Origin of the sequence: Siminovitchia sp. FSL H7-0308 (genome assembly GCF_037980985.1) — a bacterium.
Taxonomy (GTDB): Bacteria; Bacillota; Bacilli; order Bacillales; family Bacillaceae_C; genus Siminovitchia; species Siminovitchia thermophila.
In genome coordinates, this window is the sequence record NZ_CP150282.1 from 222,280 (window position 1) to 239,379 (window position 17,100).

At 41.8% G+C, this 17,100-nt stretch carries 17 protein-coding genes; 14 read left to right on the forward strand and 3 right to left on the reverse strand.

What is annotated here, in order from left to right; translation table 11 throughout:
- Positions 1-7: 7 nt before the first annotated feature.
- The 3 genes from MHB50_RS01055 to MHB50_RS01065 all read right to left on the reverse strand — a co-directional run bounded on the left by MHB50_RS01055 (position 8) and on the right by MHB50_RS01065 (position 3,817).
- The gene (locus tag MHB50_RS01055; protein WP_077113630.1) at positions 8-1,408 is read right to left on the reverse strand and encodes a sodium/proline symporter; all 1,401 of its coding nucleotides are present in this window, start codon (positions 1,406-1,408) and stop codon (positions 8-10) included.
- 137 nt (positions 1,409-1,545) lie between these two features.
- Positions 1,546-2,259, reverse strand: coding sequence for an acetoacetate decarboxylase family protein (locus MHB50_RS01060; RefSeq protein ID WP_077113631.1), 714 nt, complete (start codon positions 2,257-2,259; stop codon positions 1,546-1,548).
- 130 nt (positions 2,260-2,389) lie between these two features.
- Positions 2,390-3,817 carry a sigma 54-interacting transcriptional regulator gene (locus MHB50_RS01065; protein ID WP_083717699.1) on the reverse strand — a complete coding sequence of 476 codons (1,428 nt, stop codon included), beginning with the start codon at positions 3,815-3,817 and terminating at the stop codon, positions 2,390-2,392.
- A gap of 638 nt (positions 3,818-4,455) precedes the next feature.
- Between MHB50_RS01065 and MHB50_RS01070 the strand changes: the two genes are divergently transcribed.
- The 14 genes from MHB50_RS01070 (at position 4,456) to MHB50_RS01135 (ending at position 16,372) form a co-directional block, all read left to right on the forward strand.
- Complete coding sequence (locus MHB50_RS01070) at positions 4,456-5,181, forward strand: GntR family transcriptional regulator (protein WP_321189697.1); 726 nt, start codon at positions 4,456-4,458, stop codon at positions 5,179-5,181.
- 301 nt (positions 5,182-5,482) lie between these two features.
- The gene (phnG, locus tag MHB50_RS01075; RefSeq protein ID WP_077113633.1) at positions 5,483-5,905 is read left to right on the forward strand and encodes a phosphonate C-P lyase system protein PhnG; all 423 of its coding nucleotides are present in this window, start codon (positions 5,483-5,485) and stop codon (positions 5,903-5,905) included.
- Positions 5,906-5,919: 14 nt separating this feature from the next.
- Positions 5,920-6,510, forward strand: coding sequence for a phosphonate C-P lyase system protein PhnH (gene phnH, locus MHB50_RS01080; protein WP_077113634.1), 591 nt, complete (start codon positions 5,920-5,922; stop codon positions 6,508-6,510).
- Positions 6,511-6,513: 3 nt separating this feature from the next.
- Complete coding sequence (locus MHB50_RS01085; RefSeq protein ID WP_077113635.1) at positions 6,514-7,635, forward strand: carbon-phosphorus lyase complex subunit PhnI; 1,122 nt, start codon at positions 6,514-6,516, stop codon at positions 7,633-7,635.
- Positions 7,625-8,497, forward strand: coding sequence for an alpha-D-ribose 1-methylphosphonate 5-phosphate C-P-lyase PhnJ (locus tag MHB50_RS01090; RefSeq protein ID WP_077113636.1), 873 nt, complete (start codon positions 7,625-7,627; stop codon positions 8,495-8,497). Before MHB50_RS01085 ends, MHB50_RS01090 begins: the two co-directional genes overlap by 11 nt.
- The gene (locus MHB50_RS01095) at positions 8,487-9,326 is read left to right on the forward strand and encodes an ATP-binding cassette domain-containing protein (protein WP_077113637.1); all 840 of its coding nucleotides are present in this window, start codon (positions 8,487-8,489) and stop codon (positions 9,324-9,326) included. The genes MHB50_RS01090 and MHB50_RS01095 overlap by 11 nt, the downstream gene beginning before the upstream one ends.
- A gap of 12 nt (positions 9,327-9,338) precedes the next feature.
- Positions 9,339-10,514, forward strand: a complete 1,176-nt coding sequence (gene phnM / locus MHB50_RS01100; protein WP_339161264.1) for a phosphonate metabolism protein PhnM — start codon at positions 9,339-9,341, stop codon at positions 10,512-10,514.
- Positions 10,511-11,137, forward strand: coding sequence for a chloramphenicol acetyltransferase (locus MHB50_RS01105; RefSeq protein WP_077113639.1), 627 nt, complete (start codon positions 10,511-10,513; stop codon positions 11,135-11,137). The genes phnM and MHB50_RS01105 overlap by 4 nt, the downstream gene beginning before the upstream one ends.
- A 6-nt stretch (positions 11,138-11,143) precedes the next feature.
- Positions 11,144-11,854, forward strand: coding sequence for an ATP-binding cassette domain-containing protein (locus MHB50_RS01110; RefSeq protein WP_077113640.1), 711 nt, complete (start codon positions 11,144-11,146; stop codon positions 11,852-11,854).
- On the forward strand, positions 11,851-12,663 hold the full coding sequence (locus MHB50_RS01115; RefSeq protein WP_077113641.1) for a PHP domain-containing protein: 813 nt from the start codon (positions 11,851-11,853) through the stop codon (positions 12,661-12,663). Before MHB50_RS01110 ends, MHB50_RS01115 begins: the two co-directional genes overlap by 4 nt.
- 174 nt (positions 12,664-12,837) lie before the next feature.
- Positions 12,838-13,866, forward strand: coding sequence for a PhnD/SsuA/transferrin family substrate-binding protein (locus MHB50_RS01120; protein WP_077113642.1), 1,029 nt, complete (start codon positions 12,838-12,840; stop codon positions 13,864-13,866).
- An 82-nt stretch (positions 13,867-13,948) separates the two neighbouring features.
- A complete protein-coding gene (gene phnC, locus MHB50_RS01125; protein ID WP_077113643.1) occupies positions 13,949-14,713 on the forward strand; it encodes a phosphonate ABC transporter ATP-binding protein in 765 nt (254 codons plus the stop codon).
- A 10-nt stretch (positions 14,714-14,723) separates the two neighbouring features.
- A complete protein-coding gene (locus MHB50_RS01130) occupies positions 14,724-15,509 on the forward strand; it encodes an ABC transporter permease subunit (RefSeq protein WP_340084706.1) in 786 nt (261 codons plus the stop codon).
- On the forward strand, positions 15,509-16,372 hold the full coding sequence (locus MHB50_RS01135; RefSeq protein ID WP_077113645.1) for an ABC transporter permease subunit: 864 nt from the start codon (positions 15,509-15,511) through the stop codon (positions 16,370-16,372). Before MHB50_RS01130 ends, MHB50_RS01135 begins: the two co-directional genes overlap by 1 nt.
- The last annotated feature ends 728 nt before the right edge of the window (positions 16,373-17,100 follow it).

The window sequence follows — 17,100 nt, forward strand, 5'->3', positions numbered from 1 at the left end:
CTACCTCCTAAACATCTTTTTTACTTACCAATAGCAAGACAAGTGTAGAGGCAATAGCAGCCGGAACTAATTCATATAGATAATCTACCCATGGTGTGTTAACCCAAATGATTGTCACTACTGTTCCCGTGATGATGCTCCAAACGGCCCCTTTTTTGGTAACGATATTTGTATAAAGCAGGAAAATCAATAATGGCCCAAAACTGGCGGCGAGACCGGCCCATGCATACAAGACGAGTTGAAAGACAGACTGGAGATTTAACAATGCGATTAAAGTGGAAATGATGCCAAGGCTAACCATCGTTATTCTTGAGATGAGCATGGACTGTTCATTGGTAAACGTTTTATTTGTAATCCCTTTTAACAGGTCGCTCGCGAATGCTTGTGTTGCGATCATCACTTGTGATGAAAAGGTGGATTGGATCGCGGCAAAAATGGCGGCTAGTACAACACCTGCCAGAATTGGATGCAAAGTATCTACTGAAATCTTTGGAAAAACATACTCAGGATCATCTAGGGTCGGAACAATTATTCTTCCAATTAATCCTAGTAAATTAGAGCCAGTCATAACCACTATTACCCAAAACATGGCGATAAACGCCCCTTGCGTAATGGTTTGATCATCTTTGGCAGATAAAAATCGCTGGACAATATGTGGTTGTCCAGGTTCGCCCACTCCAAAAAGGAATAGGCCCAAAAACACACCAATACCCGCTGCTCCGGTTGCTCCTCCCAACGAAGAAACTAAAATGGGGTCAATGTCATGTAAAGTTGAAAAAAACTGTACCGGTCCTCCAAATTCAAAAAAGATCATATAAAGCGGAAAGAGGATGAGGACAGCCAACATAACAAGCCCTTGGGTAAAATCTGTCAATACGACTGCCCGATACCCGCCAAAAATGGCGTAACCGATCACAAAAGCTGCAGATAAAATAAGACCGATGTTGTAATCAAAAGAAATCGTTGCATCGAGTGTTTTCCCGGCGGCGGTTAATTGGGAGGCCATCGATGCCACAAAGAAAACGATAATGACGATACTGGAAATAATTTTAATTGTTTTTTTATCACTATCCAACTTTAAACTGAAGTAATCCGGTAAACTTAATGCTCCCAATGCTTCTCCTTCTTTTCTCAGTTTGGGAGCTATTACGAACCAGTTTAAGAGATATCCAATGATGAATCCAGGCAGCATCCACATAGTGGATATGCCGGCTGCATAGGAATAACCTGCAGCCCCAATAAATATCCAACCACTCGTGTCGGTGGCACCTGCACTGATGGCAGTCGCCCATGGACCGAAATTTCGATCTCCCAAATAAAATCCTTCTTCACTTTTAGATATATATTTTTCCGACATGACGCCAATGATAAAGACGATAATCAAATAGAGAATAAAAACGGTTATCATGAATGTCCCCCTTCTCTATTTTTATATTTAGTGAGAATATAGGTTGCTAAAAACCCGAGCAGTGGGACAATAATATACAGAAACACGATTAAAAATGTATTTTCCACCTTCACTCACTCCTTTTCTATTTTTAAAGATTATTTTGTTATCTCGTCTATCACTTTTCCATACGTCAATGTAAAAGCTCCTTCTATATACATAGCGCCTAGTATTTCTTTCACCCCTAGTTGGTATAGTGGATCAGCCGCTGATTGTTCCATTATTAATTGTGCTTTGCCGTAAACTTGTTTCTTCAATACCGCATTTTGCAACTCATTTTTGATAATTTTATTGATATCCGTGCCATCATGCTCCGGATGCGGCATTCGTTTTACTTGTAGTCTGGGAGATAAGTTCGGGATGACTATTTCTTGGTCATCTCTCTCGAACACAATATCAATCACTTTTTTTCCTTTTCTTTGAACGCTTCCTTTGACCATATGTTCATTGCACTCAAATTGTACTTCCGCCAGTTTTTTCGGGTAACCCCATATTTCTCTTCCCGCACAAAGTGAATCATCAGTATTCACATATTCGAATGCCACGCATGCGCCTGAAATTCCCTTGTAAGCACATGGGATCACTACGCCTCCCTCGCTGTATACATCCAAACCTTCAATTTCATTATTTTGTAAAATAAATACTTCAAATATATCAGAAATCAGTTCAAATTCTTTTGGCAAAAATTGCTTTAACTTTTTAACATCTCCCCGGCAATATACGCTCACTTTCTGATAATCCTTATATTCATAAGGAAGCTTTGGATATAGTGGTGAATATTCGGGTAAGATGTTGTATTCATAGTTTGACATGTTACATTCCTCCTTCTGTTTTGCCAATATAAAAAGCAAGTTTTATGCCAATAAAAAAACCCTGATTTTACAGGGTTTGATCATTGTATAACTAGATTTTTACCTATATTTCAAGTATTAAATTGAGTAATTACCCATTTTTGAGTAACTTTACTTCTAAAATATACGTTCCTAATTGATACTTTTTGATTTTATTGCTTAGTGACTGTTGGGGCATATCCAAATTTCTTGCAGCTTGTGAGATATTTCCCCCCGAATGAAGCAATTCTTTTTTGATGATGTCAATTTCCGTCTCTTCCATCATTTCTTTGAAGCTTTTTTCTCCGTGCGGATAAGAGGCAAGTCTCGCATAGGCCTTGTCAATGATGCGCAGATCTTCCAAAACATTGTAGTATTCAATGTCACCGGCTTCAATATACCCGGAATCTTTCACGTTCATGAGACGTTCGACGGCATTTTTTAATTGTCTAATATTCCCGGGCCACTCATAATGGAGGAACTTCTCATAAGCCTCTTCGGTCAAGCCGAGAATGTGTTTATCGAACAATCTATTATAGTGGTCGATAAAATGATTGGCCAAAAGAGGAATGTCGATTCGTCTTGCACGTAAAGGAGGAAGTTCAACATTGATCACACTTAAACGGTAGTAGAGATCTTCACGCAACTCATTGTTTAAGAGAAGTTCTTTAGGATTAACATTGGAAGCAGCAATGATTCTAACGTTAATAGGCAGTTCTTTCGTTCCGCCGACTCTCCGTACTTTTTGTTCCTGAATGACTCTTAATAATTTGGCTTGTAATTCTATTGGAAGTGAATTCAACTCATCTAAAAATAATATTCCTCCATTAGCCAGTTCAAACAAACCTTCACGATCAGTTGCACCCGTGAAACTTCCTTCTACTGTTCCGAAAAAATACGTTTCCAGCAAATCTTTAGGAATTGCCGCACAATTTTGTGTGATTAATGGCATTTGTTTTTTGCCGGCCTTATGGAGCGCATTCACATATATTTCTTTTCCGGTGCCAGTTTCTCCATATATGAAAATAGGGGAGGGGCTGTTGGCAATGGCCGGTATTTCCGCCTTTATTTTCATAATCATTTGACTTTCTCCGATAAAATCAGAAAATAAAACATCCATATTGCCACTATCATGATTCGCATCCGTATGTTTATGTTGTTCTACTTGCAACTTCCGTAATTGATCCGAGATATCTTGGAGGGTTGAAATGTCTTGAAAAGTTTCAAATGCACCCGTTACAGAGCCATTTTGGATTAAAGGATAGGTAGATGATAAAGTAGTCTTTCTTTCACCCCGATAAGTGATGAACGTTTGTTGCTTTTCTATGATCGGTGTTTTTGCTTCAAAAACATGACAGAAAGTACTGTTTTCTTTCGTCAGGTTTGGAAAAACCTCGAATATTGTTTTGCCAATGATGGATTCATGATCTAAACCAATTGCATGAATCGCGTTATTCGCGTAAATAAACTTAAATTGGTGATCGATGATCATGACGCCTTCTTTAATTGTCTCGATGACATGCTTAAACTTTTCTTCCACGTCGCCACCCCTTTTGCTTATATTATAAACATAGTGCAAGCGGTGATCATTGAACAACCTGTTTATGAATGGAAATTGCTATTGTAAATACCAACAGGCGTCCCGACTTGTCACCGTTCCTTTAATTCTGGATGTACACTTCAAAAATACAAAGTAATGAGGATCAACTGTCAGTAAACGCCCAATTAAGTAAAAGCTTCGTTAGCGACACACCGCAAGTTTTTCAAAACGATGGCGATCACAAAGGCATCGCGCTGTACAGGAAGTACGAGAGCAAGCGAAGTGACAGGAGAAGGAAAGCTTGGACAGCCATCGGTAATACGAGATTCGAGGACGTCGCTGCCTGAGCTTGCAACAGGACGCTTTTAATCTAGCTTTTGTGCCGCTTCTTATCAGCGGATCGCAGTCTTAGAACACCCACATCACCAGCACGACCTATATCCCGCGGGCCTAACGCCATTGATTGCAAGTTTCGCGCATCTTATGGTTGGGTGTCCCCGTTTATGCGTCGAAAAAACGAGCGCTTGCCCTTTTCTTTGTAATAATAGAAAGAACTGGAGATTGTTATGGTGCATTTTTCTCTTGTCACAAACGCTTCTGTTGATTATGATAATTGTGCAAAGATTTCCTAAACAGGGGTGAAACGGTTGGCGGATGAAGTTGAATTGATGATTGTGGACGATTTAATGGAGGCGATTGTTCAGGGGAAGTTTAAGAAAAATAAACGGCTTCCATCTGAAACGGAGCTTACGGATTATTATAAGGTACCCCGCATTAAAGTGAGAAACGCTTTCCTCAAATTGGAGGAGATGGGCTATATCTATTCCAAGCAAGGGAAAGGCCGTTTTTTGAAGGACAAGCACCAGCAAGTCGAACTGCATTTGACAGGGAGTACAAGCTTCACGGAAAAAATGTTGAATGCCGGTTTAACACTCGAAACGAAAAATATTAGTTGTGAAAAAATTGCTTATCATCCCCGAATATATAAGACTTTACAATTGTCCGAGGATGCCGAGGTATTTAAAATTTCCCGCCTCCGTTTGCTTGAAGGGAGACCCATTGCCTTGCATAGCTCTTACTTGGCCAAGTCCACTTTTCCACATATCGAACAGGAAGGAAAGGAACTGAAATCCATCTTTTCCTATTACCGGAAAATGGGTTTTACGGAATTTACGAGCGGTGAAAGCCTGTTAAGCATCTCTTTTCCTACAAGAGAAGAACGTACCATATTGGAATGTCCCGTGTTGGTGCCGCTTTTGATAGTGGAAAGCAATTGCATTGCGGTTCCGCAAGATAAAGTGTTGGAATACACAAAGATTATTTATCGCAGCGATTCCTTCAACTATTTTATCACTACAAAATAACATAAAGGTATCACTTTTCAATAAAAATACCGGATGAATCACAAGATGATTCGTCCGGTATTTTTATTGAGTGGAAAAACGCCCAAAGGCGGCTTTTTTCCGGCGACACCGCTCGAAATAGAGCGCAAGTAACTGGGAAGGTTTTTATTCGGATAGCGAGATGTTTTTTCATAAAGTCCTTGTCATAATCTGTCCGAAGGCTAGGCGATTATAACGCTCCGCAACTTTACGCTTTCTTTGTAAACTCTTTACACAGGCTAAATTGGCAACAAGTTAAGATGGGTTTGTAGGAGGTGGAGTCATGAATAGAAAAAGAAGAATGCACATTTTAATAGACGGCTCCCGTGATTTATCAAAAAAAATGGCTCGTCAAATAGAGGAAAGCCATTCTGTTGAAGTGTTGATGGAACCTCAGGAAGCATTGACGATGATCAAGATGAGAGAAACAGCCCAAAAGTCACTTTTCTACCTTGGAGAAGTGCTGGTGACAGAATGTAAAGTAAGCGTAAATCATCAAGTCGGGATGGGCATTGTGGTGGGCATAGAGCCGGATCTTGCCTATTATCTTGCGGTCATCGATGCGGCATTTGAGGCTCAATGCGGTGAAGTGGATGGGTGGTTGCCGTTGCTGGCTGCAGAAGAACAGCGGATTGCTGCTGAAAAGAACGTGAAAGCGTCGGCGATTCATAAAACAAAAGTGAGTTTTGAAACAATGGATGTTTAACAGGGGGTGGAGAGATGTCGATCGATATGGTTCATGATACGCAGAAAGTATTTCGCACGATCCTTCATTGCATGTCGAGACCTGGAACGATTGAAAGTTTGAAGGAGGTGACGGACCGCCTTACAACTGCGGTGGAAAGTCTTCCCGGAACTTTCGTAACGGCTTTAACAATACTCGATCGAGAAGCTTCTTTTGCGGTTGTTGGTTTAGATACGAAGAAGACTGAAGAACTGATGGTTGCTTACACGATGGCCGCCCAAGAAAAGATTTCCGAAGCCGATTATGTGTTTATCACAAAAGAAGCCGCGAAGGAGCAAATTGCTGATGTATTTCAGCAAGTGAAAATCGGAACGCTGGAGGACCCGCAACAGTCGGCAACGATTATTTTCGAGACAGAATTTAGCCAGGGAGGTAAATGGTCTTTGGCAGGGCCGGGCATTAAAACGACAAGAGAAGTCTCCATTCATGATGAGTGCGAGTGGCTTGAAGCGCGAAACAATTTAAACAAAGAGTTTCCGTTGGGGATAGACATGATTTTCGTAGATGAACTGTCGAATGTCATGTGTTTACCGAGGACGACAGTCATTAAGAGGTGTGAGGTGTAAAGGATGGCTTATGTAGCTGTAAAAGGCGGAACTGAAGCGATAGAAGAGTCGCTCAAGCGCTTGACATATGAACGGATTCGCTCGGAAGAAGCGATGGAAGTGAAGGCAATCATGGCCGGAATGCGAGGAATGATTGATCAGGTCATGTCGGAAAGCAGTCTGTATTCCGAATTGCTGGCTGCCCTGGCAATCAAGCAGGCTGAAGGAAATATGGAAGAGGCTGTTTTTCTGTTGCGCGCCCATCGCTCCACTTTGCCGAGAAATTACTATACACGAGTGATCGAGACGGAAAACATGTTTGTCGAAAGAAGGATTTCCGCCAGTTTCAAAGACATTCCCGGAGGCCAAATCTTGGGAGCCGCTTATGACTATACGCATCGGCTCATGGATTTTGATTTACTTTCAGAATCGAAGGAAACGATACAAGATTGGTTGAGTGCATACGAGAAGCAACACAGTTCACAATTGGAAAGCAATGGAACAGATTTACAGGCTTTGCCGAAAGTCGTGGATTATTTGCGCAAAGAAGGATTATTTTCTTCCTATGAAGAGGATGATACGGAGCCGCTTGATGTAACAAAGCGCAGCGTCCGATTTCCAACTACTCGCAGTGAACGCCTGCAAATGTTAACGAGGGGGCAAACAGGGGCTGTGACGTCCCTTGGATATGCGGCAATACGAGGGTATGGCGCGGTGCATCCGACGGTCGGCGAATTGCGTGTCGGAATGTTGCCTTTGAGCATCGCGGACCCAATCGACCCGACAAATGAAGAGGAAAACGATTATTATATCGGTCAAATAAAAGTAACGGAAGTAGAATCATTCATTCCAATTACATCTAAAAATGAACAAAATGAAGATGAAATTGAATTCGAAATCGGCTATGGCATTTGTTACGGCCAAAATGAAACAAAGGCGATCGCGATGAGCATATTGGATCAAGCGTTGGAGCATGGCAATAAAGATTATCCAACACATGATGAAGAATTTGTGCTTTTGCATATTGATTCAGTTGAATCAAGCGGATTTATCTCTCATTTAAAGCTCCCTCATTATGTCACCTTCCAATCAAAATTAGACAGTGTGAGGAAAATCAAAAAGGGAGATGAACAGCATGAAGAATAAACTTCACTTTGCTTTGCTTGATGAAGGATCAAAAAAAGAGATTCGCAGGACAATCCTGAAAGCAGTCGCCATTCCCGGTTATCAAGTTCCCTTTGCATCACGGGAAATGCCAATTGCGCGTGGCTGGGGCACTGGCGGATTACAAATCACTCTATCCATTATTGGCAAGGAAGATGTGCTGAAGGTCATTGACCAAGGAGCAGACGAATCAGTCAATGCCGTGAATATTAAAAAACTTGTGAATCGAACAACAGATGTCCAAACAACGACGGAAACGGAAGAGGCAACAATCATTCAATCAAGACACCGAATTCCCGAAGTGCCGCTGACAGAAAAGCAAGTGCTCGTTTTGCAAGTTCCCATTCCCGAGCCGCTTCGTTGGGTTGAACCAAGTGAACGGAAAACGAAGCAGTTACATGCGGAAAGAGAATACAGCGGTGCTTGGCTTATGCTGTTTGAACAGATTATGAAGTATGGAAAGACAGCCACAAACGCGGACCACCCGGTTCTTGTACACGACAGATACGTCATGGCGCCGAGCCCGATTCCCCGCTATGATAATCCAAAGATGGATCAATCGGAATCACTGATATTGCTTGGAGCCGGCCGGGAAAAGAAAATTTATGCGGTACCGCCATATACGAAGGTAATCTCATTGGCGTTCGAAGATTATCCGATGGAAACAGAATCGTTTGCAGGCAAGCAATGCCATTTATGTCATTCGACTGATGTGTTCCTGGATGAGTTGGTCAACCCGGAGACGGACGAGACCTATTACCAATGCAACGATACAAGTTATTGCCTTGCGACTTTAAATAACAATGAAAAGAAAGCCGGGGTGGCGGTGCAAGATGCAAGATGAGCCTATTTTAAAAGTGGTGAACTTGAAAAAACAGTATGGTCCGGGCTGTCAATGGTGCAGCAACGGACATGAGTCCATTTTTGAGAAAAACCGTTGTCTCCGCTGCGGTACAGTTTATGCCTGTAATGATCTTTCCTTTGAATTATATCCTGGAGAAATTTTAGGGGTCGTTGGGGAAAGCGGAAGCGGGAAGTCCACCATGATGAAATGTCTGTATTTTGATGAAGAAGTGACATCGGGAGCGGCGTATATTGGCACATATGACGATGGTGAAACAAATGTCTTTCAACAATCATCACAACAAAAGCGCCATATCCGCAACACGATTCTGGGAATGGTCTATCAAAATCCGGTATTAGGCTTAAAAATGGACTTTTCCTCGATCGGCAATATAGCAGAGAAGATGATTGCCGCAGGAGACCGTCATGTAGAGAGGATGGAGAACCGGAGCAAAGAATTGCTCACACATGTTCATATTCCCCTTGCCCGCATAAAAGATGAGCCGAAAAAGTTTTCGGGCGGCATGCAGCAACGTGTGCAAATAGCAAAAGCATTATCAAATCAGCCGCCGATTTTATTGTTGGATGAAGTGACAACAGGATTGGATTTATCTGTTCAGGCAAGTGTTTTGGATTTGATCAAAACGATCCAACAGAAGTTTGGAATCAGCATGATTGTCGTTTCCCATGATTTGGCAGTGATACGCATGTTGGCAGACCGAACGATTGTAATGCTGGACGGAAAGATTATCGAACAGGGATTGACAGATCAAATTTTGGAAAATCCCCAGCATGCCTACACGCAGCAACTTGTATACTCGTTGATATAACGGAGGGATTTTGTGTATTTACTAACAAATGGCCAACTTGTTTTGGAGAATCAGATTTTGAGCGAGCATGCCGTAGTAATTGAAAATGATAGCATTGTTGATATTATCCCTGAACAGGATGCTGTGAAATACAAAGGTTATAAAATCTTGGATGCCAATGGCGGGTATATCTCACCAGGTTTCGTCGATATTCATTCCGACTATATCGAGGGGATCATCTCTCCGCGTCCAACGAGCATGATGGATTTTACGTTGGGGATTCGTGAAGCGGAGCGAATCTTGATCAGCCACGGGATTACAACGATGTTCCATTCACTATCCATTTACAAAGATGACAGCTTTGGAAAAAAACCGATACGTCATTCAGAAAACGTAAATCGGTTGATCAATGCTATTAACGAGACACATACGAGCAAGCATTTGATCCGCAACAGAATGCATGCAAGATTTGAAATTGACAATATTGAACAAGTAGACATATTTATCCAAAACATTCAGGAAGAAAAAGTTCATCTTATTTCGTTTATGGACCATACACCAGGGCAAGGACAGTTTCGCAATTTGGAAATTTACCGGGAAACACTAAAAGGTTACAACGATATTTCAGATGCTGAAATAGATGAAATCATTACCAACGGTATGAAGAAAAACAAAATTACGCTGGAACAGATGAGGGAAATAAGCAAAATCGCGTTGGATAAAAATATTGCCATTGCTTCCCATGATGACGATGAAATTGAAAAGCTGACTCTGGTCAAGAGTTATGGCACATCCATTAGTGAATTTCCGACAAGTCTTGAAGTGGCGAAAGCGGCAAAAGAAATGGGGTTGTGGACCATTGCGGGTGCACCAAATGTCATGCTGGGAGGTTCACATTCCGGTAATCTATGCGCTACAGAAGCTATTCGGGAAGATGTCATTGATATTTTGTGCAGTGACTATTATCCACCCGCGCTTTTGCACGCGCTCTTTAAATTAAGCGAGGAACATGACATGGCTTTACACAAGATGTTTCAGCTTGTCACTTTAAATCCTGCCAAAGCAGTCCGGATGGATGATCAAATCGGCTCTATTAAGAAAGGAAAAAAAGCGGATATCATCATTATCGAAAAAATGGATGATGGTTATCCAGTCATAACAGCCTCGTTTGTAGATGGAAAACTAATAACAAGGACGAATTATCGATGAATACAAAAGAAGTGAAATTGGGCTATGAACCGTTCATTCATGAGCATGTCACACTGAAAAATGTTCAGTTCGGCCAATATAACGAGATCGGCCCGTACAATTATTTTGAAAATGTGGCGTTGGGTGACTATTCTTATACAGGCCAATTTTGTTTCATCCAAAACACTGTCATCGGGAAGTTTTCCAACATTGCCGCGATGGTCCGGATTGGGCCGACAGATCATCCTTATGAGAGACCTTCGCTCCACCATTTTACTTACCGCAGAAGGATGTTTGGCTTTAGTGAAGAGGACGATGAAGAGTTTTTTGAGCAAAGAGTGAGCCGGAAAGCTTTAATTGGCCATGATACATGGATTGGACACGGCGCCATTATTCATCCGGAAGTCACGATTGGAAACGGAGCAGTGATTGGAAGCGGTGCGGTAGTCACAAAAGATGTCCCGCCATATGCCATTGCAGTCGGCGTACCCGCCAAAATCATTAAATATCGCTTTCCAAGTGAAGTCATCGACAAACTCCAAAGTATTCAATGGTGGAATTGGCCGTACGAGAAAATCAAAGAACAGGTGGATGATTTTCATCTGCATGTGGAACAGTTTATTAAAAAACATAGTGAGAGGTAAGATGGAATGTCTCAATTGCTTGAAGTGAAATCATTGTACAAATCCTTCACCATCCATCATCTTGCCAACAATATTCAGGCACTGAACGACATCAGTTTTACGTTGGATGAGGGAAAATTCATCGGAATCGTCGGCAAGAGCGGTAGCGGTAAGTCTACTATTTTAAAGTTGATTTATCGAACATATTTGCCGGAGCGCGGAGAAGTTATTTACAACTCCGAACGTTTTGGAAGCATTGATTTAATGAAAGCCAGCGAAAGAGAAATGATCTATTTACGCCAATATGAAATTGGTTATGTTTCGCAGTTTTTAAGTGTCATGCCGAGAACGACAGCCCGTGAAATTGTTGAACAATCCGTTCTGGAAATGGGTAAATCGCTTGATACGGCAAAAGTGACAGCAGAGGAAGCCCTTGCCCATTTCGATTTAGACCCGGAGCTGTGGGATAACTACCCTGTGACTTTTTCGGGAGGGGAGAAACTGCGGCTCAACATCGCCAGCGCCATTGTCAAAAAACCACGCCTGTTATTGTTGGATGAACCTACTGCCAGCTTGGATAATGACTCGAAGGTAAAGGTTCGGGAAGTCCTTGAAAAGCTAAAAAAAGAGGGAACGACACTAATTGGTATTTTTCATGACTTGGAGTTTATGGAAGGACTATGCGACAAAGTCTATGACTTTCACAAAGGAAAATGTGTGGAGGGAATAAAAGTATGAAGGCCGATTTGCATGTGCATTCCGACTTTTCCGATGGATCGAATACAGTGGAAGAAATAATGGAATTGGCTGCCGAAAGAGGCATTACACATATCAGTCTTACCGACCATGATACAGTTAGCGGAATTGAGCATGCCCAAAAGGTCGGTAAGCATCGGGGGATTACAGTGATCCCAGGGATTGAAATTTCTGCTTATGATTTTAAGAGAGAGCGCAAGGTGCATATATTGGGCTATGCCTTTTGTAAAAGCGCCCACCATATCCAAATGCTTTGTAACCCTCTTCTTCAGAGGCGGCATGCGAATTCTCTATGGCAAATTGAGCAGCTTCAAAAAAATGGGATAGACATAGAGGTTCAGGAAGTGATGAGGCGCGCGGCCGAAGGCGGAATCATTTATAAGCAGCATATTATGTCTTGTTTAACGGATGATCACTTTACAACCCCGGCATATCAACAGTTGTACAAACAGCTTTTCAAAGGCGAGGGCATATGTGCAAGGGATATCATCTACGTCGATGCAATTGATGCTGTTCAAGCGATTAAAAAAGATGGTGGCTATGCCGTTTTGGCTCATCCGGGCCAACTGGATTCATTTGACATGGTTGAAGAACTTGTACAGCATGGGCTGGATGGCATTGAAAGAAATCATTACGATCACTCCGAACAGGACAAGAGCAGAACAGAAGCCTATGCCAAGAAGTTTGATCTGTTCATGACGGGCGGAAGTGACTATCATGGCAGCTTTGGTGCTCCGATCCAACTCGGGGAATTTGATAGCCCTACAGAAGCAGTTTATTCAATTATCTAGATATTGTAAAAACTACTTAAGAAATATGTAAAACACCTCTTTAAGCCGGCGGGATATGTTTGAATAGTAAGTAAAAGAAGTCCATCTGTATCAGTGGGGTGAAATCATAACGAAAAAAGAAGCAAAAATACTCCAAACGAGTAATAAGAACTATTTTTTTAAAAGGAGACAGTGATGAAAAAATCATTCTTACCATTAGTAATGTTAATCGTCATTTCTGTATTTCTGGGAGCTTGTTCGAACACGAAGAAATCTGCTAGTTCAGAAGAAATTACAATGGTATGGTATCCAAATGAATCTGGAAATGATTTAAAAGCGGCTCGTGATGAGATTGGTAAAGTGATAGAAGAGGCAACAGGAAAAAAAGTAACCCATAAATTGACAACGGACTATGCGGTAGCCATTGAGACGATTGCCAATGGCAACGCCCAAATGGCATTTATGGGTGCACAAGGATATATCGAAGCAAAGAATAAAAGCGAAGACATTGAACCCGTTGTCGTGCCAAGTGGCGCATCGGGAACGTTAGAGGATGCGGTTTACCATAGCTGGCTGGCTGTCAGAGCTGAAGATGCGGAGAAGCACAAGGAGAACGGCGAATTTACTATAGATAAAATCGTTGATTCCAAATTCTCTTTCGTGTCCAATAGCTCAACATCTGGATTTAAAGTACCTTCCAACAGTATCGTTACTCATTTCTCTAAACAAGATCAATGGAAAGACTTGACTCCGGAAGATTTAATGGAGGGCGGAAAATTCTTTAAAGAAGTGCTATATGGCGATTCGCACCAGGGTTCAGCTGTAAATCTGTTAAGCAAACGCGCTGATGTCGCGGCGTTTTGTGATACATGTGTTGGAAATTATGTAGAAGTAGCGGACGGTGAAGAAAATACTGCAGGGTCAACTTATAAAGTAAGAGATGACGCCGCTGAGCCTTTTAATACATTGACTGGCGAGGAGTTTACTTTAATTAGCGTGACTCCGGTATTAAACGCGCCTTTCGTAGCCAATGCATCCACTTTAAGTGAAGAAGATTTCAAAAAGATCCAGGAAAGCCTCGCTTCGGATGAAGTGGCAAATAATGAAACAATCTTTGTTCCGGAGGATTCAGAACAAGCAGGGTTATTCAAGAAAACAGACAAGGAGCGTTTTGTAGTTACGGATGATGCCTGGTTTGATCCAATTCGTGAACTGGCAAAATAGCAGATACAGTTGCAAAGGAGCGTATTTCTCAAACTTCCATACGCTCTTTTGTTTGAGTAAAAACGAGTGAGGAGTAATATAGATGCCGCTTTTAGAAGTGAAAAATATCTCTAAACAGTATGAACAGGATAAAAAGGTGCTGGAGGAAGTCAACTTTAACATCGAAAGTGGAGAGTTTGTATCTATTATCGGACCTTCAGGGGCCGGTAAATCGACATTGCTTCGCTGCCTCAATCGCTTGGTGGATATTTCAAACGGGAAAATTATTTTTCAGAATGTCGATGTCATGAATTTATCTAAACGAGACTTGCGTAAACATCGAACGCAAATTGGCATGATATTCCAGCATTATAATTTGGTGTCTCGTTTGACTGTCATCGAAAATGTACTGCATGGCAGATTAGGCTATAAGACCAATATTCAAGGCATTTTAAAGCGATATTCAGAGACGGAAAAAGAGGAAGCATTTACCCTGTTGGAAAAACTGGGCATGATGGAGCATGTGTACAAAAGATGCGATCAATTAAGTGGCGGGCAAAAGCAACGGGTCGGTATTGCCCGGGCATTGATACAGCATCCGCAAATACTGCTTTGTGACGAACCGATTGCCTCATTGGATCCGAATGCTTCCAAAGTAATTATGGATCATTTACAAAATATATCCCGAAGCATGAATATTACGTGTATCGTTAATTTACATCAGGTGGATGTGGCGAAACGGTATTCAGACCGCATTATCGGGTTAAACGGCGGCAAGATCGTATACGATGGTCCGGCAGAAGGGCTGACACCGGATATCATTCATAGTATTTACGGATCTGAGGCTGGCGACCTGATTATGGAATAGGGGGAAAACAATGAATATCGATGTGCTTAGAAAAAAGAATCGCCAATTAACGCTTCTCATACTCGTTCTTATTGGAATGACACTCCTATCAGCCAATATAACCAACTTTAAATTTATGCATAGCCTCTTATCTGTCTCTGAGGCTTTTAAATGGATTGCATCGAATCTTATGATAACGGGTGAATCGTTGCAAAAGCTGCCCTCCATCCTGGATAAGTTGCTGGAAACCATCATCTTATCCATCATTTCCACTACTACAGCAAGTGTCTTTGCCTTATTGCTTGCCATTCTGGGATCACAAGCAACGAGAGTGAATATGTTTTTTAGTACGTTAAGCCGCTTTATCGCCTCTGTATTTCGTAATGTACCGATTGTTGCTTGGGCCTTAATTTTATTGCTATCATTCGGACAAAATGCCCTTACCGGTTATTTTGCTTTGTTTTTAACAACATTGGGATTTTTAACACGTGCATTTACTGAAACGATTGATGAAACGAGCAACAGTTCCGTAGAAGCCCTTAAAGCAACAGGGGCTACTTATTTCCAAGTAGTGCACAATGCCGTAATCCCCGAATGCGCTCCACAAATCGTCAGTTGGATTTTGTTTATGATCGAAACGAATATTCGCAGCTCGACATTGATCGGAATTTTAACGGGAACAGGAATTGGTTTTTCCTTCGATTTATATTACAAGAGCATGGATTATAACATGGTAAGACTGATTACCATGAGTATTGTCGTTGTTGTCATTGGAATAGAGCTAATCTCAAACTATGTAAGGAGGGTGATTTTATAATGATTACGGCCAAAAGCAGCCCGGCCTTGGAATTGAGGACAACCCATTCAGGTAAAATAAAGATCACGAACTGGAATAAATCAAAGATTGTCATGACAGCAACGTTTGTGAGCTTGGCGCTTCTAACCGTTTATGGGTTTTTTGCGCTTGATTATAAAGATATTCATTTTGCGCAGGCGACAATTGATACGCTAAACAATTTAAAACTGGTATTTCTGCAACCTTCCCTCAATAATTTTTCTTTGGGAGAGGCTTTATATCAAATAACCTTGACAGTCGGTCTGGGGTTTTTAGCTACGATAGCAGGTGCTGTATTATCTTTGTTTATTGCCTTATTTGCCGCCAGAAATCTCTCGCCAAAACCGATCGCCAATACAATCATTGTGATTGTGGCTTTTATCCGGGCTGTTCCTACAGTATTATGGGTACTTATTTTTGCGATTGCCGCGGGGCTGGGCAGCGAAGCAGCCGTCTTGGGCATGCTGTTCCATACCGTTGCCTTCTTGGTTAAGGCGTTCGCAGAGTCATTTGAGGAGCTGGATGACGGTGTTATTGAGGCTTTGCGTGCTTCCGGGGCAAGCTGGTGGCATGTTGTGACAAACGCTGTACTGCCTTCTGCGGCTACATCCCTGTTATCTTGGACATTCCTGCGGTTTGAGACAAACTTTACCGTAGCGGTTGCCATGGGAGCGGCGGCAGGTGCCGGAGGAATCGGTTTTGAATTGTTTATGGCGTCAAGCTTTTATTTTGACGTGCGGGAAGTCGGCTTTATTACGTACGCCATCCTTCTTGTCGCTGTGCTGTTGGAATTGACGTCTACTCGATTAAAGAAGCGCTATTTAATGAAAGAAGCTGTTCGATGATCGCAGAGCATCTCTACACATGATAAGTGATGGTTGTGTGTTTTTAATGATCGTAGATATACTTCCAGCTTTCAAAATTCTTAGGGACGATGAATAACACGCTGAGAAGAAGTCAGCCTGCAATACTACACTCTTGCAGGTTATTGGCTGTCCTATTTGATAGCACTACGTTTTAAATGAAGGGGGGAAGTCTAAGGGCCGAAAAATGGCTATTAGATCTCCCCTTCTTTTGCTGATCCATTCGACTATTCATATGAAGAGATACGAAAGCAATAACCATTGCTCCGTGCAAACCAAGGTAATCTCATCAAGGGCGATTGGCCGTTCCGTCTCTGGATTGTTGCGGAAAATTGGAAAGGTATACATGAAATCGGATGGATGACTACTTGAAATCTCCACTGCTATCAGAGGGAATCCTAACGATTTGATTTTAACCGCTTGCTTGATTCCAGCGGCTTTTTGACAACAGGAATGGTAAACAAGAAAGTCCATGAGCTTGATGTTTCATCCATTCTGCGCGTTAGAAAAACAAACAATGGGTTTTTTACGAACACAGCGATTTTATGCGACTGGTTATTTTAAAAATAGGAGGTAAGGTTTATGACACCGTTTAACCGGGAATGAAACAATGAAAAAGCAGGACAAATAACTAAAAAATCAGAATAAATGGTCGTGAAGGAGAAAAACCTCATCATATAAGAAAAAAAGAAAAATAAGAGAATGTGTCT